General features: G+C 61.1%; 22 protein-coding genes. 5 read left to right on the top strand and 17 right to left on the bottom strand.

Features of this window, described 5'->3' with window-relative positions; genetic code table 11:
• Positions 1-41: 41 nt before the first annotated feature.
• The 7 genes from SLH49_RS14335 to SLH49_RS14305 form a co-directional block, all read right to left on the bottom strand.
• A complete protein-coding gene (locus SLH49_RS14335) occupies positions 42-332 on the bottom strand; it encodes an HU family DNA-binding protein (RefSeq protein WP_320239857.1) in 291 nt (96 codons plus the stop codon).
• Positions 333-465: 133 nt separating this feature from the next.
• Positions 466-1,947, bottom strand: a complete 1,482-nt coding sequence (locus tag SLH49_RS14330) for an AMP nucleosidase (protein ID WP_320269844.1) — start codon at positions 1,945-1,947, stop codon at positions 466-468.
• A complete protein-coding gene (gene ade / locus SLH49_RS14325) occupies positions 1,944-3,737 on the bottom strand; it encodes an adenine deaminase (protein WP_320269843.1) in 1,794 nt (597 codons plus the stop codon). The genes SLH49_RS14330 and ade overlap by 4 nt, the downstream gene beginning before the upstream one ends.
• Before the next feature lie 48 nt (positions 3,738-3,785).
• Positions 3,786-4,232 carry a hypothetical protein gene (locus SLH49_RS14320; RefSeq protein WP_320269842.1) on the bottom strand — a complete coding sequence of 149 codons (447 nt, stop codon included), beginning with the start codon at positions 4,230-4,232 and terminating at the stop codon, positions 3,786-3,788.
• Positions 4,233-4,272: 40 nt separating this feature from the next.
• Positions 4,273-4,752: a tryptophan-rich sensory protein TspO gene (tspO, locus tag SLH49_RS14315; protein WP_320269841.1), complete on the bottom strand. Its 480-nt coding sequence runs from the start codon at positions 4,750-4,752 to the stop codon at positions 4,273-4,275.
• A gap of 9 nt (positions 4,753-4,761) precedes the next feature.
• Positions 4,762-5,784 (bottom strand): 15-cis-phytoene synthase, encoded by a 1,023-nt coding sequence (crtB, locus tag SLH49_RS14310; protein ID WP_320269840.1) that lies wholly within the window; start codon positions 5,782-5,784, stop codon positions 4,762-4,764.
• The gene (locus tag SLH49_RS14305; RefSeq protein WP_320269839.1) at positions 5,781-7,319 is read right to left on the bottom strand and encodes a phytoene desaturase; all 1,539 of its coding nucleotides are present in this window, start codon (positions 7,317-7,319) and stop codon (positions 5,781-5,783) included. Before SLH49_RS14305 ends, crtB begins: the two co-directional genes overlap by 4 nt.
• A 70-nt stretch (positions 7,320-7,389) precedes the next feature.
• Between SLH49_RS14305 and crtA the strand changes: the two genes are divergently transcribed.
• The 5 genes from crtA to bla all read left to right on the top strand — a co-directional run bounded on the left by crtA (position 7,390) and on the right by bla (position 12,651).
• Entirely contained in the window at positions 7,390-8,130 is a 741-nt protein-coding gene (gene crtA, locus SLH49_RS14300) for a spheroidene monooxygenase (RefSeq protein WP_413785297.1), read from the top strand.
• A complete protein-coding gene (bchI, locus tag SLH49_RS14295) occupies positions 8,127-9,128 on the top strand; it encodes a magnesium chelatase ATPase subunit I (protein ID WP_320269838.1) in 1,002 nt (333 codons plus the stop codon). The genes crtA and bchI overlap by 4 nt, the downstream gene beginning before the upstream one ends.
• Before the next feature lie 22 nt (positions 9,129-9,150).
• The gene (locus SLH49_RS14290) at positions 9,151-10,821 is read left to right on the top strand and encodes a magnesium chelatase subunit D (protein ID WP_413785298.1); all 1,671 of its coding nucleotides are present in this window, start codon (positions 9,151-9,153) and stop codon (positions 10,819-10,821) included.
• Positions 10,822-10,824: 3 nt separating this feature from the next.
• The gene (bchO, locus tag SLH49_RS14285) at positions 10,825-11,667 is read left to right on the top strand and encodes an alpha/beta fold hydrolase BchO (RefSeq protein ID WP_320269836.1); all 843 of its coding nucleotides are present in this window, start codon (positions 10,825-10,827) and stop codon (positions 11,665-11,667) included.
• 105 nt (positions 11,668-11,772) lie between these two features.
• Entirely contained in the window at positions 11,773-12,651 is an 879-nt protein-coding gene (gene bla / locus SLH49_RS14280; RefSeq protein WP_320269835.1) for a class A beta-lactamase, read from the top strand.
• Between the two features lie 53 nt (positions 12,652-12,704).
• Here the strand turns inward: bla and SLH49_RS14275 are convergent, their stop codons facing one another.
• The 10 genes from SLH49_RS14275 to bchM form a co-directional block, all read right to left on the bottom strand.
• A complete protein-coding gene (locus SLH49_RS14275) occupies positions 12,705-13,154 on the bottom strand; it encodes a c-type cytochrome (RefSeq protein WP_320239878.1) in 450 nt (149 codons plus the stop codon).
• A gap of 111 nt (positions 13,155-13,265) precedes the next feature.
• A complete protein-coding gene (gene hemA, locus SLH49_RS14270) occupies positions 13,266-14,480 on the bottom strand; it encodes a 5-aminolevulinate synthase (protein ID WP_320269834.1) in 1,215 nt (404 codons plus the stop codon).
• Positions 14,470-15,267 (bottom strand): putative photosynthetic complex assembly protein PuhE, encoded by a 798-nt coding sequence (gene puhE / locus SLH49_RS14265; RefSeq protein WP_320269833.1) that lies wholly within the window; start codon positions 15,265-15,267, stop codon positions 14,470-14,472. The genes hemA and puhE overlap by 11 nt, the downstream gene beginning before the upstream one ends.
• On the bottom strand, positions 15,267-16,397 hold the full coding sequence (gene acsF, locus SLH49_RS14260) for a magnesium-protoporphyrin IX monomethyl ester (oxidative) cyclase (protein ID WP_320269832.1): 1,131 nt from the start codon (positions 16,395-16,397) through the stop codon (positions 15,267-15,269). Before acsF ends, puhE begins: the two co-directional genes overlap by 1 nt.
• Positions 16,394-16,690: a hypothetical protein gene (locus tag SLH49_RS14255; RefSeq protein ID WP_320269831.1), complete on the bottom strand. Its 297-nt coding sequence runs from the start codon at positions 16,688-16,690 to the stop codon at positions 16,394-16,396. Before SLH49_RS14255 ends, acsF begins: the two co-directional genes overlap by 4 nt.
• Before the next feature lie 50 nt (positions 16,691-16,740).
• Positions 16,741-17,202 (bottom strand): photosynthetic complex assembly protein PuhC, encoded by a 462-nt coding sequence (puhC, locus tag SLH49_RS14250; RefSeq protein ID WP_320269830.1) that lies wholly within the window; start codon positions 17,200-17,202, stop codon positions 16,741-16,743.
• Positions 17,203-17,207: 5 nt separating this feature from the next.
• Positions 17,208-17,846: a photosynthetic complex putative assembly protein PuhB gene (gene puhB, locus SLH49_RS14245; RefSeq protein ID WP_320269829.1), complete on the bottom strand. Its 639-nt coding sequence runs from the start codon at positions 17,844-17,846 to the stop codon at positions 17,208-17,210.
• A gap of 60 nt (positions 17,847-17,906) precedes the next feature.
• On the bottom strand, positions 17,907-18,686 hold the full coding sequence (gene puhA / locus SLH49_RS14240; RefSeq protein WP_320269828.1) for a photosynthetic reaction center subunit H: 780 nt from the start codon (positions 18,684-18,686) through the stop codon (positions 17,907-17,909).
• 19 nt (positions 18,687-18,705) lie between these two features.
• The gene (locus SLH49_RS14235) at positions 18,706-20,136 is read right to left on the bottom strand and encodes a PucC family protein (RefSeq protein ID WP_320269827.1); all 1,431 of its coding nucleotides are present in this window, start codon (positions 20,134-20,136) and stop codon (positions 18,706-18,708) included.
• A complete protein-coding gene (bchM, locus tag SLH49_RS14230) occupies positions 20,133-20,825 on the bottom strand; it encodes a magnesium protoporphyrin IX methyltransferase (RefSeq protein ID WP_320269826.1) in 693 nt (230 codons plus the stop codon). Before bchM ends, SLH49_RS14235 begins: the two co-directional genes overlap by 4 nt.
• Between the last annotated feature and the right edge of the window lie 29 nt (positions 20,826-20,854).

Below are 20,854 nucleotides of genomic sequence, written 5' to 3'. Positions count from 1 at the left end.
CCGGAGGGGCGACCCTTCACACAAAAACGCGTGTCGCGACTTTAGCCGTTCACGCTGTCCTTCAGCGCCTTGGCGATCGTCATCTTGACGACCTTGTCCGCGTCTTTCTTGATCTGCTCACCAGTGGCAGGGTTGCGGACCATCCGCTCTGGGCGTTCGCGGCAGTAGATCTTGCCGACGCCGGGCAGGGTCACGGCACCGCCGCCGGACACTTCCTTGGTGATGATGCCGGTCACAGCGTCCAGAGCTGAGCCTGCGGCCTTCTTGTCCATACCTGTTTCTTCGGCCAATGCAGCAACCAGCTGCGCTTTTGTCATTGGTTTTGTCGCCATTTTACTGGTCTCCCTCATTCGCCCAATCTCTAGGGCCTCTTATCCGCCCATATAACGGGATGTTGTGGGAAACCACAACGTTTAGTGCAAGTTTACAAGGGAAAAACGCGCCTTTTGGGCAGTTTTCGCGACGTTAAAGGAAAGCTGTTTCCTCAAAACTACGCAATTTGCGGCTATGTATGCGTTCCAGCGGCATTTCGCGCAACCGTTCCATGGCCCTGATCCCGATCATTAGATGTGCGGCCACCTGTGTTTTATAGAATTCAGAGGCCATACCGGGCAGCTTCAATTCGCCATGCAGCGGCTTGTCGCTGACGCAAAGGAGCGTCCCATAAGGCACGCGGAACCGAAAGCCGTTGGCGGCAATCGTGGCGCTCTCCATATCCAGCGCGATGGCGCGGGATTGTGAGAGGCGCTGGACGGGTCCTGCCTGTTCGCGGAGTTCCCAGTTCCGGTTGTCAATCGTGGCGACAGTTCCGGTGCGCATTATGCGCTTCAGCTCATAGCCCTCCAGCTCGGTCACATCCGCCACCGCGCGTTCGAGCGCGATCTGGATTTCGGCCAGCGCCGGAATGGGGACCCAGATCGGCAGGTCGTCGTCCAGCACGTGATCTTCGCGCAGGTATGCGTGGGCGAGCACAAAATCCCCCAGCCGCTGCGAATTGCGCAGGCCCGCGCAATGCCCGACCATCAGCCAGGCATGCGGGCGGAGCACGGCGATATGGTCCGTCGCGGTCTTCGCATTAGACGGGCCGACACCGATATTCACCAACGTAATGCCCGCGCCGTTCCTGCGCTTGAGGTGATAGGTCGGCATTTGCGGCATCTTCGCCGGTTGCGGTAATGGCGCGTCGGCCTCGGTGATCTCGACATTTCCGGTGCTGACAAAGCTCGTATAGCCGCTTTCGGGATCGGCAAGCATGTGGCGCGCATAGGCCTCAAACTCTTCGACATAGAACTGGTAGTTGGTGAACAGGATGTGGTTCTGGAAATGCTCGGCCGCTGTGGCGGTGTAGTGCTGTAGTCTGGCCAGTGAGTAATCAACGCGCTGGGCTGTAAACGGGGCGAGAGGCCGCGCGCCGTCGGGATAGGTGAAGCTTTCGCCATTGACGATGTTGTCATGGGTCGTTGTCAGGTCCGGCACGTCGAAATTGTCGCGCAGGTTGAAATCCATCGAGCCATCCTGCGGCACGGTCAGACCCGGATCGTTCGCGGCGGCAAAATGCACGGGCATCTCGGTATCTGACACACCGATAATGACCGGCACGCCGTGGCTTTTGATCAGCAACGCGATCTGTTGCTCCAGATATGCGGCGAAGAGATCGGGCCGCGTGATCGTGGTTGCGTAAATCCCAGGCTCGGCCACATGGCCAAAGGACAGGCGCGTGTCGGTCTTGGCATACGTGGTCGTGGTCAGACGGATCTCTGGATAATAGGCGCGCACCCGTGCTTCGGGCTGGCCGTTCTTGAGCGCGTTGGCGAAATTGTCGGACAGAAAGCGCACGGCGATCTGATAAAGCTCTTGCAGGCGCGCAACGGCCTTGGCCGCGTCCGTAAAGGCCTCGGCCTTGGGAACATCGGGGTTCAGAACAGTAACTTTCTGCGCGACATTCATGCGTTTTCCTCAAACAGTTCCGTGATTTCGAATTTGTCCACGTCCACCAAGCCTAAATCAGAGATGCGCAACGACGGGATGACAACAAGCGCCAGCAGAGAATGCTGCATATAGGCGTTGTTGAGCGTGCAGCCGCATTCCGCCATCGCCGCGACCATGCGGTCGGCCTTGGCGGCGACCTCTGCTGCAGGGCTATCGGACATCAGGCCCGCGATGGGCAATTCGACCAGCGCCAGTTCCGCGCCGTCTTTCCAGACGGCCACGCCGCCCCCAACCTCGCCCAGCCGGTTGGCGGCTTTGGCCATCATCTCTCGATCCGTACCGACGACGATCATGTGGTGGCTGTCATGGGCAACGGTTGAGGCCATGGCCATCCGGCCCTGATAGCCAAAGCCGGACACGAAACCATTTGTGACTTGCCCGGTGGCGCGGTGCCGCTCGACAAGGGCGATCTGATAGGTGTCGCCCTCCCCCTCAACCAGCCCGTCCACCACGGGCAGTTCGGCGGTCAGCGCCTTGGTCGGGGCCTGGTTTTCGACGACGCCGATGACCTTTGCTTTAACCTTGTTGGCCCCGTCAGGGGCGGCGACTTCAAAGTTCGTAGCGGTGAGCGGCTTCATATGCACTGTTTGCCGTGCCGCGACGGGCCAGTCGTAATGCGGGCAATCCACGGTTATCTTGCCGTCGCGGGCGACGGTCTGGCCGCGCGCGATCACCTCTTCAATTGGCAGTGTCGTCAGGTCAGAGGTCAGGATCATATCCGCCCGCCGCCCCGGCGCGATTGAGCCGAGTTCCCGCTCCAGCCCGAAATGCGTGGCTGTATTGATTGTCGCCATCTGCAGGGCGATCAACGGGTCGCAGCCACAGTCAATCGCATGCCGCACCACCCGGTTCATATGCCCGTCATTCACCAACGTCCCCGAATGGCAATCATCGGTACAAAGGATGAAGTTGCGCGGGTCAAGCCCCTTTTCCGTGACCGCCGTGATCTGGCTTTCCACGTCATACCACGCGCTGCCCAGCCGCATCATCGACCGCATCCCATTGCGCACCCGCGCAATCGCGTCAGCCTCGGCGGTGCCTTCATGATCGTCGGCGGCACCCCCGGCAACATAGGCACTGAATGCAATCCCCTTGTCGGGCGAAGCATAATGCCCACCCACTGTCTTGCCCGCATTCATCGTGGCGGCCATCTCGGCCAGCATCTGGGGATCACCGTTGATCACGCCGGGAAAGTTCATCATCTCACCCAGCCCGATGATGCCGGGCCAGGCCATGGCCTCGGCCACATCTTCCGCGCTGATCTCGAACCCTGTGGTCTCCAAACCGGGGGCCGAGGGCGCGCAGGAGGGCATCTGCGTGTAGATGTTGATGGGTTGCATCAGCGCCTCATCATGCATCATCCGCACGCCTTTGAGGCCCATCACATTGGCGATCTCATGCGGGTCGGTAAACATGGTCGTGGTGCCATGGGGGATGACGGCGGCGGCGAACTCAGCCGGGGTCAGCATGCCGCTTTCGATATGCATATGCCCGTCACACAGACCGGGGATCAGATAGCGGCCATCGGCCTCAATCACCCGCGTCTGGGGGCCAATGCAATGCGCAGCATCCGGCCCAACATAGGCAAAGCGCCCATCCGCAACAGCCACCTGCCAATTGAGGATTTCGCGGGATTGGACATTCACCAGCTTGCAGCCGCGAACAACCAGATCAGCCGCCTCCCGCCCCGCAGCCACAGTGACCAAACGGGGGGCCGACTCAGCCCATGATTTGAATTGGAGTTCCATCCCCAATGGTTTCACCGTTTTGGGGGAGGTGCAAGAGGTCAGGTCGGATCAGATTGCTCTGCTTAAAAGGTCTGCTTTTTTGACTTCGATCACTTCAACCAGCGATGCAAGTGCAGTGCTTTCGATTTGCGGCCAATGCATTTCTTCTACGTCTCTGGATTGAAAGCCTTTAATCGCTCGAAAAATTGGCAAAACCACCTCTTTAAAGCTCCCTTCAATCTCGTGAGGCAGGCCGTCCGCCGAAGCGCCTTGAGTTGTTACAGAAAGCGAGAAAACGTCGGCTTCTTGGTTTAGTAACAAAGTATGGTAGCCCGGCTCCAAACTCAGGCTGACGGTCTGCGGACCGCCAATCGTCAGGAGCCTCAATAAAGCATCAATCGCTTCGTTGATGAAGTCGCTTGGCACATCGGATACATCTGCTTCCAAGCGAAAATCACCATCACCAATTGTGAGATTCACCCAGCCATGCTCAGGTTGCCCAATTTCAAAAATCATTAAGTTATCTCAATTTAGGTGGCATCAAGTCGCAATAAATTCAAGCCTTCCCCGCCTCCAACGGTGGCACATCCGGGTTCAAACGCACCATCGCAAGGTTCAGCACTCCCGCGACTGTGACCCATGCCAGATACGGCACAAAGGCCAACCCGGCCCAGAAATCCAACTGCCAATGCGTCACCGTGCAACCGAGCACGGATAGCCATAGCATCGCGATGACCGGTAACGCCCCTTTCATCCGCCGGAGACCGAAGAAGACGGGCGTCCAGAGTGCATTGAACGCGATTTGCGTGGCCCAGAACGCCATCGCATAAGCGTTGCCGTCCAGCACCGCAACGCGGGCGGCGGCGAAGGACATCAGGAGGTAGATCGTTGTCCACGCCACGGGGAACAGCCAGTTGGGTGGGACCCATGAGGGCTTGTTCAGCTTCTCATACCACTCCCCAGGCGGAAAGACGGCACCGGTCGCGCCTGCCCCGAAACAGGCGGTCAGAAAGATCAGGAAAAGCCAGATATCCATGGGCCTGACTTAGGCCATTGGGCGGTCAGTTCCAATGCTGCGCTCGCGCGCCTTCAGTTCGGCCAGGATATCAAGGACCGAGGCGGAGCGCCCGGCATCGACCCGACCCTGACTGGCCGCATTTACGAGAAACGCCACCTCGTCCAAAGGTTGCGCGTAAATCACCGCCGATCTGGGCATGATCAGCGAAAGGCCTGTGCGGGCCGCCGATTGTGCAAGCCAACCCAGCTTTTGCGTGGTCGAGGTATGGGCCCGCATCGAAATACTGTCATAACCCTGCCGCTTGAGCTGTTTGCCGATCCCCGCATAAATCAGCCGTGCCGCCCAGATGCCCGTGCGTGCCTGCAGGGGCAGCACGTCGATCCCTGCCTCGGAGCGGCGATACAAGCGATCCGCCTCGTGCAATAGCCGCTTGACCAGCTTGCGCACGTCATCGGTGGGCAGTGGCTCACGCAGGAAGTTCACCGGGTCGATCCCGGCTTCGTGCAGCCAATCGAGCGGCAGATAGATCCGGCCCATCCGCGCATCCTCGCCCACATCGCGGGCGATGTTGGTGAGTTGCATCGCCACGCCCAGATCGCATGCGCGGGCCAGGGCATCCGGATCGCGGACGCGCATCAGGACGCACATCATCGCGCCTACGGCTGCGGCTACACGGGCGGAATAATCCCGCACACCGCTCAGCGTTTCATAGCGTTTTTCGGCGGCGTCCCAGGCGAGACCTTCCAGCAACGCCTCCGGCAAGGCGCGTGGCATCTCGAAATCCGCGACAATCGCGGCAAAGGCACGGTCTTCGGCGGCATTCTTTGGCTTGCCCGCATAGGCTAGTTCCAACCGCTCTTGCAGGCGGAAAACGGCGCCGGCCTCATAATCACCCTCATCCACCTCATCATCGGCCAAGCGGCAGAACGCATAAAGCGCCAGCGCCGGATCACGCACGGAGGCTGGCAACAGCTTCGAGGCCGCATGAAACGACAGCGACCCGTGGCGGATCGCCTCGCGACAATGGTCCAGGTCTTTGTGGTCAATCATTCAGCGGCCATCTTCAATTCAGGTTGGGCGGGCGCGTCTGGCACCAGTTTGCTCAGCACCTCCGCGCTCGAAATCACCCCCGGCACGCCCGCGCCGGGATGGGTGCCCGCGCCGACCAGGTAGAGGCCCTTCGCCTCTTCGCTGACATTATGCGGGCGGAACCAGGCGGATTGCAGGATGCGCGGCTCAATCGAAAAGCCGCAGCCATAGGGTGAGAGATACCGGTCGCGGAAATCCTCAGGCGTCAGGGTCATTTCGGTGGTGATGTGATCAGCAAATCCGGGCAGGTACTTGTTGACCTCGGCCTGCACCTTGGCCTTGTAGCGGGCGGTCTCTGCCGTCCAATCGACCGGATTATCAAAGCCCAGATGCGGCACGGGGGACAGGACATAAAACGTGTCATCCCCGTCCGGAGCTACACTAGGATCGGTCTTGCTGGGCCGGTGGATGTAAAGGCTCATGTCGTTGGCGAGCTTGCCTTTGATAAAGATATCCTTCAGCAGCCCCTCATAACGCGGGGCGTTGGTGATCGTGTGGTGCCCAACATCAGGCCAGCGATCCGCGGTGCCCTTCGTGCCGAAATACCAGACGAAAAGGCCCATGGACCAACGACGCGAGCGAAGCTTGCGGTCGGTCCAGCGTTTGCGCGGCTTGCGCCGCATGAGATGCCTGTAGGTATGCCCCGCATCCGCGTTGCTGACGACAAGCGGGGCCTGCAGGACCTGACCATCTTTCAAACGCACGCCGCGGGTGGCCTCAGCCTCGACGAGGATTTCATCCACCTCGGCGCCAAACCGCACCTGTCCACCCTGACTGCGAATGACTCGCACCATCGCATCGGCAATCGCCTGCACGCCGCCCATCGCGTAATGCACGCCGAACTCCTTCTCCAGATACGCGACCAGCGCGTACATCGAGGTTACGTGCATCGGGTCCCCGCCGATAAAGAGCGGATGGAAAGAAAGCGCCATGCGCAGGCGCGGGTCTTTCACCCGGCGCTTGGCAAGGCCGAGGATCGATTGATCTGCACGCAGCATCGCGAAAGTGGGCAGGACCTTCAACGTCTCCCACAGCCGGTGCATGGGCTTGGCGACCATGCCTTCGAAGCCCACGACATAGCGCCGCTCGCTGTCTTTCAGGAACTGCTGGTAGCCTTTGACATCACCGGGGCTGAGCCGCGCGACCTCGGCCATCATCGCGCCGGTATCCTGCCGCGCGGTGAAGGTTGAGCCATCGGGCCAGCGCACCTCATAGAACGGATCCATCGGGTGCAGTGTGACGTCTTGGTAAAAATCGCGCCCGCACGCAGCCCAGAGGCTTTCGTAAACCTGCGGGACGGTGATGATCGTCGGCCCAAGGTCGAATCGGTGTCCATCCTGGCTGACAGAGGAGCCGCGCCCACCGGCCCGATCCAACCGATCCAGCACCGTCACGACATAGCCTTTAGCCCCAAGCCGCATGGCCGCCGCGAGGCCACCAAGCCCCGCACCGATAACAATTGCAGCGTTTGAGTCGGTATCCGGATGTGTCAGCATAGCTTCACAGTAACATGTAAACTCAAGTTGACAATTCCTAACGTCAACATCTTCCCAAAACGGGTCTGATATGTCAGGATTAATTGACACTCTTCGCCAAGGTGCGCTTTTGACCCAGATCGTCAGCCTTTCGTTCTACCGCTTTTCCGGGTTTGCCGGACGGGCCTGGGCGCTGATGATGATGGGCGGGGCGAGGTGGCCCTTGGCGCGGATGCCGGATATCGGGTTCTGGAAGCTCTGCGGGTCCGGGACGGGCGAAGGATTCACGCCGGTGCCGAATACCGGGGTCTATGCGATCCTGGCCACATGGCCCGATGCGGCAACCGCCCAGGCACGGACGCAAGAGGGTATTTTTGCGCGTTACACCCGGCGGGCGGCTGAGAATTGGACCGTGTTCCTCACCACCCAAACCGCGCGCGGGCAATGGTCGGGGCAGGCGCCATTTGAGGTCTCAACGCCAGAAACGACCGGGCCGCTTGCCGCGCTGACACGGGCGACGATCAAGCCGCGTATCCTGACCCGGTTCTGGGGGCGGGTGCCCAATATCTCGGCGATGATCGGCACCGACCCGAATGTCGCCTTCAAGATCGGCATAGGCGAGGTGCCGATGCTGCATCAGGTCACTTTTTCGATCTGGCCATCAGAAAAAGCCATGGCCGCCTTCGCCCGCACCGGCCCCCATGCCGAGGCCATCCGCGCCGTCCGCGACGAAGGCTGGTTTCGTGAAGAGCTTTATGCCCGCTTCGCCGTCCATTCCGACCGGGGCACATGGAACGGCAGCTCCCCCCTGAAAAAACTGGAGGCCGCATGACCCCCTTCCCCTTCTCCGCCATCGTCGGGCAGGACGAAATGAAGCGCGCGATGATCCTGACGGCCATCGATGCGAGCATCGGCGGCGTGTTGGTTTTCGGCGACCGGGGCACCGGCAAATCCACTGCCGTGCGGGCGCTCGCCGCGCTTTTGCCGCCGATCAAGGCGGTCAAAGGCTGCCCGGTGAACAGCGCGAAGGCGGCAGAGGTCCCGTCATGGGCCGAGCTGAAAACCAAGCGCACGCATGAGATGCCAACCCCGGTGGTCGACCTGCCGCTTGGCGCGACCGAGGACCGGGTAACCGGCGCGCTCGACATCGAAAAGGCGCTGACCAAGGGCGAAAAGGCGTTTCAGCCCGGGCTGCTGGCGAAGGCGAACCGGGGGTACCTTTACATTGATGAAGTGAACTTGCTGGAGGATCACATCGTCGACCTCCTGCTCGACGTCGCCCAATCCGGCGAGAACGTGGTGGAACGTGAGGGCCTCTCGATCCGTCATCCCGCGCGCTTCGTGCTCGTGGGATCCGGCAACCCCGAAGAAGGCGAGTTACGCCCCCAGCTGCTCGACCGGTTCGGGTTGTCGGTTGAGGTCGCCTCTCCCACCGACATCACCGAGCGGGTCGAAGTGATCAAACGCCGTGATGCCTTCGAAAACGACAATGCCGCCTTCATGCTGCGCTGGCAGGCCGAAGACGCCGCGATCCGTGATCGCATTCTGACCGCGCGCAAGGCGCTGAGTGCTTTGAAGACCTCCGACAAGGTTTTGCAGGACGTGGCCGCGCTTTGCCTCGCCCTTGGTTCGGACGGGCTGCGCGGCGAGCTGACGCTGCTCAAAGCCGCGCGCGCCTATGCGGCCTGGCGCGACGATACCGCGCTGACCCGCAAGCATATCCGCGCGGTGGCCCCCATGGCCCTGCGCCACCGGTTGCGGCGTGATCCGCTGGATGAGGCCGGCAGCGGCACCCGCGTCGCGCGGACCGTGGACGAAGTTCTTGGATAGCTGGCACCGGGCCACGCTGGCACTGAAATTGCTGGCCATTGACCCGGGATTGGGCGGCATCACGATCCGTGCCCGATCTGGTCCAGTGCGGGACCAGCTATTGCAGCGCGTCGATCCAGCAGCGCGCAAGATCCACCCGGCGATGGGGGATGAGGCGCTGTTGGGCGGACTTGATCTGTCGGCCACGCTAAGTGCCGGGCATCTGGTGCAGAATGCAGGGTTGCTCGCCGAACCGGGGCCCTTGATCCTGACCATGGCGGAGCGCGCGCCTGTGCGGCTGGCCGCGCATCTCGCGATCACGCTGGACCGACATGCGGGGCATACGCTGATTGCATTGGACGAGGGGGCGGAGCCGGATGAGGCCGTTGACCCGAAAATTTCCGAACGTTTGGCGTTTCATGTCGATCTGTCCGATGTCTCGTTGCGCGATGTAAGCCCTCTTTCGCCCGGCATCGCCGGGCAGCCCCCGACCGCCCCGTCGCACCAAAGGTGCGCCGATGATAAACGGCATGCCTCTGGCATGACGGGCGGGGGCTTCACCCCCACCCGCGGTCGGGGACTACCCTGTGTTTCGCCAGAGACAGTTGAACAAATCACGCAAATCGCCGCCCAACTCGGTATCGACAGCCTCCGCGCCCCACTTTTCGCCCTGCGCGCCGCCAAGGCCCACGCGATGCTCAACAACCGCACCGACATCACTGCAGACGATATCGAAATCGCCTGCGCCCTCACGCTTGCCCACCGCGCCACGCGCATCCCCGCGCCGGAGGAACCTGAGGCACCGCCGCCAGAGCAATCCAAGGAACCGAGCGCGGAAAACCCCCTCAAGATCCCCGACGAACTGCTCCTTGATGCCGTGCGCGCGCTTCTGCCTGATAACCTTCTGGACCGTCTCGCGGCCCAAAAGGCGCGCGCCGGACGTGGCAGTGGCTCAGGTGCTGCGCGCAAGGGCAATCGGCGCGGCAGGCCGCTGCCGTCACGCCCCGGACGCCTTAGCGATGGGGCGCGGATTGATCTGATCGGCACGCTCCGCGCCGCCGCACCCTGGCAGACCATCAGGCGCAATACGACCGGGCGCGGTGGCCTTCATATCCGGCCCGGCGATTTTCGCATCAAACGGTATGAAGAGAAATCCGACCGGCTCTTGATCTTCACCGTCGACGCCTCCGGCTCTGCCGCTTTGGCGCGTCTGGCCGAGGCGAAAGGGGCCGTCGAACTCCTCCTCGCGCAGGCCTATGCCCGCCGCGATCATGTGGCTTTGGTGTCGTTTCGCGGGACAGAGGCGGAGCTGATGCTGCCACCCACACGCTCGCTCGTGCAAACCAAGCGTCGCCTCGCGGGTCTCCCCGGTGGTGGTGGCACGCCATTGGCTGCCGGATTGCGCACTGCGCTGGATCAGGCGATGCAGGCCGGGCACAAAGGCCTGACGCCAACGATTGGCATTCTGACGGATGGGCGCGCGAATATCGCGCTCGACGGCAGCGCCAATCGCAAACAGGCGGCCACGGACGCCCAACAGATGGCCCGGATCGTGCGGGCGCAAGGCATCGACGCCATTGTGATCGACACCGGCAACCGCCCCGAACCCGTACTTCGCAATCTCGCGCAAACGCTGGATGCGGCCTATTTGCCCCTGCCCCGCGCCGACGCGGCGCGACTGTCGCAATCTGTCGCGACCGCGCTGGGCGATTAGGCCATGCGCTGGCCCGATGACGCCGAAGACTGGCCGCTGGCGGAGTATTCGCGCCAGATCCTGCATCGCCCGCATAAATGGCACGTGCAGGAACATGGGGTCGGCGACACCATTCTGCTCATCCACGGCGCGGGCGGGGCGACGCAGAGTTTCCGCAACCTCTTTCCGCAACTGACCAAGCAATATCATGTGGTCGCCGTCGACCTGCCGGGTCAGGGTTTCACGCAGCTTGGCGCGCAACAGCGCTGCGGGCTGGATCATATGGCGCAGGACCTTCTGAGCCTCATTCGCCACGAAGGCTGGCGGCCCACGCTGATCATCGGCCATTCCGCCGGTGTCGCCATCGCATTGCGCCTCTGGGAACTGGGCCTGCGTCCCGCTGAAGGGATCGTCGGGATCAATGCCGCGCTGGGCAATTTCAAAGGGGTGGCGGGCTGGCTGTTTCCGATGATGGCCAAGGCATTGGCGATCTCACCTTTCAGCGCCAGCTTTTTTGCGAGCACGACCACACGCAGCAGCGTGCGCAGCCTGATCAGCGGGACCGGTTCGACGCTCGATCAAGAGGGGTTGGAGCTTTACTACCGTCTCGCGACGGATCGCGGACATGTGGACGCGACGCTTTCAATGATGGCGCAATGGTCGCTGGACGGGCTTCTGGCGCGGTTGAGCCGTATCGACACCCCGGTACACCTGATCACGGGCGCGCGCGACATGGCCGTGCCGCCGGAAGTGAGCGAGGATGCAGTGGCGCAACTGCCCAACGGACGGCTGAGCAAACTGCCCGATCTGGGACATTTGGCGCATGAGGAAGATGCGGAATCCATTGCGGCCCTCGCATTATCCTGACAAGTCTTTCCCACGACAAAAAACAAGAAACATGCGTTGCAGCATGTTGGTGAACCAGTTGATGCGTTAGTTGCCGCTGCGCGCCAGAACACATCGAGGCATATCATGACAGGGTTGAAATCCATGGCGCTGTGGGTGCTGTGCAGCATGGCCGTGGGCACGGGCACGTTTGCCGACGACAGATCCGCAGCACTTCTGGAAACGTTAACGCAGGTCGAAAGCCGCATTGGTGGACGGATTGGTGTCGCCGTCAGTGACAGTGCGTCAGATTGGGGCTGGCGCTACCGTGCTGATGAACGGTTTCCGATGAACAGCACGTTTAAATCCTTGCTTTGTGCTACAGTTCTGGGCCGCGTTGACCGACAGACACTTGCTCTGGATGAGACGGTTCGGATCGATGCCGAGGCACTGCTGTCTCATGCGCCTGTCACCCGTGAGAAAGCTGGTCAGGACATGACCATGGCAGAGCTGTGCTATGCCACGCTGGACAAGAGCGACAACACGGCGGCAAACCTGTTGATCGACCGTCTTGGCGGAACAGCGGCGGTGACAGGTTATCTGCGTGGGATTGGCGATACCGTGTCGCGCTTGGACCGGTTGGAGCCGGACATGAACAACTTCACGCCCGGTGATCCGCGTGACACGACGACGCCCGCCGCGATGATCACGACGTGGGAGGTGCTTTTTCGCGGTGAGGTCCTAAGCCCCGCGTCACGGCATATGCTTGCGTCATGGATGGCGGATGGATGGGCCACGAGTGGTATGATCCGGCCAAGCCTTCCTGACGGTTGGGAGATTTCGGATAAATCCGGGGCGGCGCGCCATGGCTCGCGCAGCATTGTGGCGATGATTACGCCGCCAGAGGATGATCCGTACTTTGTCGCGATCTACATCGCCGAAAGCCCGACCAATTGGGTTGGGCGTCTGGATGCCATCGCCGAAATTGGGGCGGCTGTGACCGCTGCAATCCAGACGCACCAATAAAAAGGCCGCAGGCATTGCTGCGCGCGGCCATGTTTGGTTTCTGTCGCTAGGGCTTAGGAGCCTTCGTCAGCGAAGGTCGCCAGATAGGCGAAGAGGTCATAGGCCTGCTCTTCTTGGCGGACCTGATAGGCCATCTTGCCGCGTGCGCGGCGGTCATCAAGCGTTTCGCGCAGCCAGCCAGTTGGGTCCTGCACGTAGCCAACAAACGCCGCCTCGGTCCAGGCTGTGCCGCCTTCGCCCAGTTCGATGATCGCGTCACTATAGCGGAAGTCTTCGACCGCACCCAGCGTGCGCCCGGCGATGCCGTAAAGGTTGGGGCCCGTGCGCGCGTTGCGCCCTGCCAGCACCTCGCCCGATGCGTCAGCCACCACGTGGCAAGCCACACATTGGCGGTTGAACTGCTCTTCCCCGGCAGCGACATCACCTTGCGTGGACGCGTGACCATCTGCAAAGGCGGGCGCCGAAAGAACAGCCAGAGCTGCTGCAATTGTAAAACGTTTCATGATCGTATTCCTCTTCGATCTAGTTCTGTGACCGTTGCCCCAGTCGGAGCGCAATGTAATACATCCGGCAAACGGGTCCACCCCCGATGCCAAAAGTTTGTGCGGTTGGCATCAAGCCACCGCGTGGGCCAGGGCGCATTGCTTCCACAAAACGCTTAACGCTTTGACAAGATGATCAATATCCGCATCGGAATGGAGCGGTGACGGTGTAAAGCGCAGCCTCTCGGTCCCCTTTGGAACGGTGGGATAGTTGATGGGCTGCACATAGATATCCCATTCGCGCATCAGATAATCGGCCAGCATCCGGGTTTTGACCGGGTCCTTGATGAGGACCGGCACGATATGGCTTTCGTTGCGCATATGCGGGATGCCTTCACGGTCGAGCGCGGCACGCAGGCGGGCGACCTGACGGTGTTGGCGGGCACGCTCCATCTGTGATTCCTTGAGATGCGCAATGGAAGTGCGGGCCGCGGCGGCGACGGCTGGTGGCAGGGCCGTAGTGAAGATGAAGCCAGAGGCAAAGCTGCGGATGAAATCACATAAAGCCGCCGAGCCGGTGATATACCCGCCAACGACACCAAACGCCTTGCCCAGCGTCCCTTCGATCAGCGTAATGCGGTCGGCCAGCCCTTCGCGTTCGCTGATCCCGCCGCCGCGCGGGCCATACATGCCCACGGCATGCACCTCATCCAAATAGGTCATGGCGCCGTATTTTTCGGCCACTTCGACAATCTCGCGCATTGGGCAGATGTCGCCATCCATGGAATAGACGCTTTCAAACGCGACGATCTTGGGGACGTCCTTGGGCAGGGCGCGCAGCTTCATCTCAAGGTCATGGACATTGTTGTGTTTCCAGATGACCTTTTGGCATTTCGAATGCCGGATGCCTTCGATCATGGAGGCGTGGTTGCCTGCGTCGGACAGGATCACGCAATCCTTCAGGCGTGACCCAAGCGTGGAAAGCGCGGCCCAGTTGGACACATAGCCGGAGGTGAACAAAAGCGCGGCTTCCTTGCCATGCAGATCGGCCAGTTCGCGTTCCAGAAGCAGGTGATCATGGTTGGTGCCAGAGATATTGCGCGTGCCACCTGCCCCGGTGCCGGTCCGCTGGACCGCCTCGCACATGGCATCGATCACCTTGGGGTGCTGGCCCATGCCCAGATAGTCGTTTGAACACCAGACGGTGACATCGCGCACGCCATCGTCGTCATGGTTTGCGGCCCGTGGAAACTTTCCGCATTTGCGCTCAAGTTCGGCAAAATAGCGGTAATTGCCTTCCGCTTTCAGCGCATCAAGCTGTTGGGTGAATAGGGCATCAAAGTCCATGTCTTCCGTCCTTATTGGGCAGTGTATTGGGCGCAGGGAGCATCCAGCGCCAGAGTTTTGCGTCAGGCAGTGGGACCACCATCAGCCAGTGTTCGAGAAGGGCGAGCGCAGAAAGCGCGGTGAGTAATGCAAAGCCGACGATGGTCACGTCAGATTGTGCGTGCCAGAGCCGCTCGGCGCAGACCACGGTGATGGCGGTCAGCACGGTGATCGATGCGGGAAAGGCCCAAGTGATGGAGCCTTTGCGGAAATACGATTTCAAGTGCGCCAGACGGCTTGGCACAAATTCGGTGTTGATGCGGGGGACCCCGTAAAAGAGGTTCAGCTTGGCCGAGATGCGCGCGAGGAACAGGATCAGATAGGTGACAAGCGCCATCTGGTTCGGCGCACCTTCTGAGGCCAGGACGAGCCCCAGAAGGCCCAGAACAAGGGCCAGTTCGTGATAGGCAATGGTGGCAAAAGCGCGGAAGAACCGCGCGCGCTCATCCAGCCCTGGCGGGCAGTCTTCTCTGACCGGGCCGGTGATGATGCCGGTCAGGAAGGCCAGTTCGATCCAAGCCCAGATGGCCAGCGCCCCGGCAAAACCCAGATAGGCCCCCACCACTGTGACATCAGCGAGGGATGTTTGCGCGGCCCAAAGTCCGAATAGCAGGATCGGCAAAGCTCTGATAACGACACTCAGATGGTTGCCGATCCGATCCGCCCGGCGTACCGCCACCAAAATCGCCCCGGTGGCGAACCACCAGACGAAAATGGCAAAAAGCGATACGATCCAGGCGGAGGTCATCAGTAGGCAGGCTCCAGTCTGGGGCTGTCGGGCACTTTGTTGCCTTTGACCGGGATGGTCATGAGCGAGATGAAAGCGACGGCAGCTTTCATAGACCCCGTCATGCGCTTGAGGAAACCACCCACGCCGCCTTGTTTTTTGCCTTCGGCAATCTGCGCATTGGCGTCGCCCATTCGGTTCAACGTCGGCACCCAGCGGGGGTGATCGATGTCGAGCACCATCGGGAAGACCTGTCGCGAAATCTCGGAGGTCTTGCGGAACACTTCCTGCCCATACCATGCTGGATCAACGCCCAAAGCCTCGTGGAAGGCGGGCCGCTGATGGTCGCGCACCCACATGGTTGAGAAGACGGCTGTCAGGAAGAACTTGATCCACATCCGGTTGACCCAGGTTTCGGTCAGTTTGGGATCTGTTTTCATCAGCAAGGCAAAGGCCTCGCCATGGCTGAACTCGTCATTGCACCACTCACAAAACCACTTGAAAATCGGATGGAACCGCTTTTCAGGGTTACTCTCAAGATGGCGGTAGATCGTGATATACCGCGCATAACCGATCTTCTCTGACAAATATGTCGCATAATAGATGAACTTTGGTCGGAAATAAGTGTATTTCTTGGCCTGTGTCAGGAAACCAAGGTTCACCGCGATCCCTGCCTCGCGCAAAGCGTCGTTGATGAAACCGGCATGCCGCGCCTCGTCCCGTGCCATCAGCTGGAAGAGCGTTGTGATGTCAGAGTTTGACCCGCGCCGCTTCATTTCCTTGTAAAGGACGCAGCCCGAAAACTCAGCCGTGCAGGAGGAAATCAGGAAATCGATGAACTCGGCCTTCAGGCGCGGCTCCATCCCGTCCCAATCGATGTGGTCCCAATCCTCATTCTTCTTGAAATGTCCCTTGTTGGGGTCGGCCTTCATCGCCGCGATCAGCTTGTCCCATTCCTCGCGCACGGGGGTGACATCGATCGCGTCCATTTCGTCAAAGTCGGTGGTGTAGAAGCGCGGGGTCAGTAGCGTGTTTTGCAGAGCCACATCAGTCGCGGTCTTGCTGTCGATGACGGGATCGTAGTTGCCTGCGGCCAGCGCGTCTTCGACGGTGCTTGCGTCGGCGGAATGTGTGGGGCGTTGGACGTTCATGACATCACCTCCTCACTGAAAGAGAATTCGCAAAGCTCCATGAACTCCAGATCACCTGTCGCGCGGGTCCAGAGCTGTTCGAGCTTGGACGCACGCGTAATGATCGCGGTGCGCTTCTCCTCGATCATCTCACCAAAGGCGGCCATGATCTCGGGCCCCTGCACCTGCACGGTGTCGCCGGGATGGATCACGGCACCATTGTCCAGGCGGACATGTGCGGAAAGCTCTTCAAAGCGATGGGAAATCGTCACCGTGCATGGCGCGGTTTCCTTTTCTCGAAACAGTAAACCCATGTGTGTTCCCTTTCACATTTCAGGCGCGGGGTGGCTGGCCTCGCGCGGTTTCAATCCAGTAGCTGCGCGAAGGCCGCTACGTTGTCTTTGCCGTACCCAATCAGCTCGACCGCCAGGTCGGTGCTGTCATCGATAATCGCGATATTGCCATTGTCGCGGCGGACCACCTGAACCGGTGGATTGCCTGCCACGTTGTTCACCAGCCGCTCCCGCGCGATGACGCGGCCCATCACGCCGATGAACCCGGCCTTTTCATCAGCCGATGTGACTAGAACTTCACCCGTCGCATTGGTGACGGTGTAAACATGCTCCCGCTCGCCTGCGGTGAACGTGATGTCGAGCGATTGGACGATGGGCGCCTCGACCAGCACGCCACGGTTGGGCACGTCAAACCACTGGGCGTAGGCCACGATGCCAAGGCTGGCGAGCATCAGCGCAAACATCGCCTGCACAAGAATCCGGGGGACCATTTCCTTGTCGCGGTGGCGCATTTGTTGTTCAAGCTGTGGCATAGGCTCTACTCCGCTGCGACGGCATCGCCGTCATGGGTTTCGACACGCTCAACACGGGGCTGGGAAATCCGTGTTTCGGCAGCGTCAGCGAAAATCCGGGCGACATTCTCGGCATCGGGGATGCAGCGCAGCGCGGGCTGGGTCCGCGCGACGTACCAGGGCCGGACATGGGGCCAGGACATCAGGTAAGAGATGCGTGTTTCACCAATAAGCTCAAAGGCCAGCGTGCCATGGCCGGACGATTTCAGGTCCAGTTTGGCCGTGCCGATGCAGACATAGGGCAGGTTCAGCGTCATCGTAAGGGCCGCGCCGATCCGCATCGCCACACGCTTGTTAGTCAGCGTGTAGACGGTCGACCGTGCCTGGACATAAGCGATGCCGTAAAGGATGCCGCAGGCGATGATACCTGACACCACAAAGGGAAGCCCATGCATCAGAGCGATGCCAAACGGCACATCCGCTGATGAGACACCGACCCGCCAGACAGTCAGCAACGCAAAGTAACCCGCCACCCAACGCAGCGCCAAAGCTTCGCGCGCAAGGCGGCGCGGATCGGGTGCGCCCTGCCACAGGATATGTTCGCCTTCGGGCAGCGCCTCAGGCAATCCCCTGACGGGTTCAAAGTTGAAATCATCGTGGCTCATCGGCAGGTTCCCTCTGCTGTGGTATCCGCCCCGGTGGCTGGCCGGGGCGGGATGACTGGATTAGGGCAGGACGGTCTCGGACCGCGCGGGCGTGGCGTACATGGTGCCGCCGGCGTAGTAGGCCATGATCTTTTCCTCTTCGAGGAGCGTGACCTCATCCGCCTTTTTGATGCGCGGCACGTCGGCCCAGTTATGGGCGTAAAGCGAGCGCACGGTCACACGGTCGGTCCCGATCTTGGCCAGGTTCATGGGGATCAAGCGAGTATTACCGGTCCCTTCGGGGTTCAGATCGACGGTCAGGAAACGCACCATCTGTTCTGGCACATCCACCCACATGTCGATGCAGCGGCCCACGACCTCGCCATCACCACCCACAACGGCCTTGCCGCGCGGGTCGCGCCCAGCGGAAATCTTGAAGTCCGCCAAAGTCGACATTGGGCGGATTTTCACATGGCCATGCGCGTCAAGCTCAGGATGATCCGCGCGCGGTGTCCAGGACGCAGGACCCACGCCATCGACCATCGGGTCGCCCGTGGGGATCCATGGCGCGCCCGACCCGCTGGACGGGGCAAGGGCAAGATCCGTGCGCATCTTGCTGTCTTCGTATTCAAGCGATGGCACGGTGACCTCACCCCGACCATCGCGCAGCTTGAAGGTTTTGGGCTTCGACAGCGGCCAGGTCTCGGTGCCAATCGGCTTGTCGTCATTGTCACGCAAAGGATAGCCTTCGCGCATATTCTCGGTCTGCAGGTAGTAGACCAGCCCTGCAAAGAAGATCCAGAACAGCCAGATCGCCGCGCTCGCCAGATCGAAGTTTCCAAAGAATTCTACACCAACCATGTCTTTTTCCTTTCGGTGGTTAGGTCGGGAAATCCGGCAATCCCAGCTTGCCGGAGGCCCTGTTTGGCACGGCCATGACCCGCACAAGCGGACCAAGGACGACCAAGGTGATGAAAAGAAGGCCAATTTCGGTGTGGTAGACGACCGAATAGCCGGTGGCAGGCGTGGCGAGCGCCTCTCCCAAGATGCCGTTCCCAGCGGCGTGGTTCACAAGGTCACGGATCGTGCCCCCGATAAAGATGGACAGGCCCGCGCCTGTTGCTTGCGCGGCACCCCATGCGCCTAAGGCAAGGCCGCGCCCGGCGGCACCTAACGTCGGCATGGTCATGGCGGCAGTGAGGGTGGAAACTCCGAAGAGCCCGCCGCCAAAGCCGATGAGGGCTGCCCCGATATAGAACAAGAATGGCGATCCCATGGGCGCCGAAAAGATGACGGCGCAGAAAGCCGCAACACCGGTCAGGATACCGCGCGCGCACATCCGGTAGGGGTCGACCCCCTGGGCGAGCCAGCGCGCGGCGATGCCAAAGCCGACAAGCGCGCCACCAGCCCACATGGCCGTAAGCAGCGTTGTGGCCGAGACCGACAGGCCAAGGATTTCACCCCCATAAGGCTCCAGCAGCACATCCTGCATGTTAAACGCCATCGTGCCCAGGAACACGACGGCGAGCAGTCTTCCCGCATCGCCGCCATCTGCCAAGTCGCGCCAGGCATCACGGAAGGTGGGGCTCGCCTGCGCACGTTCGGCCTTTGACATGGGCCGGACCTTTTCCTGCCGCCAGAGCGCGACAAGGTTCAAAAGCAATGTCACAACGGCGGTCCCTTGGATGACCTGCACCAGACGCAGCGCCGAATAATCACGCAACAGCGCTCCAATAATGATCGCCGCAACCGCCATCCCGATCAGGTGCATCACATAAAGAAGTGCCACGACCTTGGGCCGCGTCTCTTCCGTCGCACGGTCAGCCGCCAGCGCGAGGCCCGCCGTCTGCGTCATATGCATGCCGATCCCGGTCATCAGGAACGCGAGCGCCGCACCGGCATACCCGGCCCATGGCCAGTCAATCGTGCGATCCCCTGACAAAACCAGCAGCGCCATCGGCATGATCGCCAAGCCACCGAACTGCCACATCGTGCCGAACCACAGATACGGAATGCGCTTCCAGCCAATCGCCGATTTGTAATTGTCTGATTTGAACCCCACCAACGCCCGAAAAGGAGCCACCAACACCGGGATCGCGATCATCGCCGCCACCAGCATCGCGCCGATGCCCAGTTCCACAATCATCACCCGGTTCAGCGTGCCCAGCAGCATCACCGCTGCCATCCCCACCGACACCTGGAACAGCGACAGACGCAAGAGTTGGCCCAGCGGCAGATCATCACTCACCGCGTCGCTGAACGGCAACAGCGTGGTCGAGACCTTCTTGAGGGCAGAGGCGCGGAAGATCATGAGGCTGCCCCCTCAAACACATGTGCGGTGGAGATGTAAAAGCCGGACTTGATCCGCTCGATCTCCGTCAGGCTGCCGCCATGGCCAACGTCGCGCAGTGCCTTTGCGATCCCCGCTGTCGTGTGCGGCACCATCACCGGACTGCGATCCGCACGGGGGAACAGCTTGCCCACCCGCCACATCGCCATCAGCGCGGGCGTGCGCGGTGGCAGGGTAAAGACAAACTTGCCGCTCACCCGCTCCGCCGCGCGGGCCAAAAGCGTCGCGATATCCGGCGCGCTGTAATAAATGAGCGAGTCCATGGCGAGCGCGTGGTCAAACGCGCCTTCCGTCGCCTCTAGCATGTCGCCCGCCACCCACGAGATGCGTCCGGGCAGGTTCTCAGGCATCCGCGTTTGTGCGATCTCCACCAAGGCAGGCGAGATATCAACCGCCACCACATCGGCCCCACGCTGAGCGAGTTCCACCGCCATCGCGCCTGTGCCGCAACCCGCATCCAGAATACGTGCGCCCTGCAGATCATTCGGCAATTGCGCCAGCATCAACTCACGCATCCGGTCCCGCCCCGCACGCACCGTCGCCCGCACACCCGAAACAGGCGCGTCCGACGTCAGCCGCTCCCAAACCTTGGTCGCGGTGCGGTCGAAATAGTGCTCGACCCGGTCACGTGTGGCGGCGTAATCGGTCATCCACGCCCACCGCAGCCCCGGACCTGATC

The sequence above is a fragment of the Cognatiyoonia sp. IB215446 genome (assembly GCF_033963825.1).
Classification (GTDB): Bacteria; Pseudomonadota; Alphaproteobacteria; order Rhodobacterales; family Rhodobacteraceae; genus Yoonia.
This window is presented reverse-complemented; position numbering and strand designations above follow the sequence as displayed.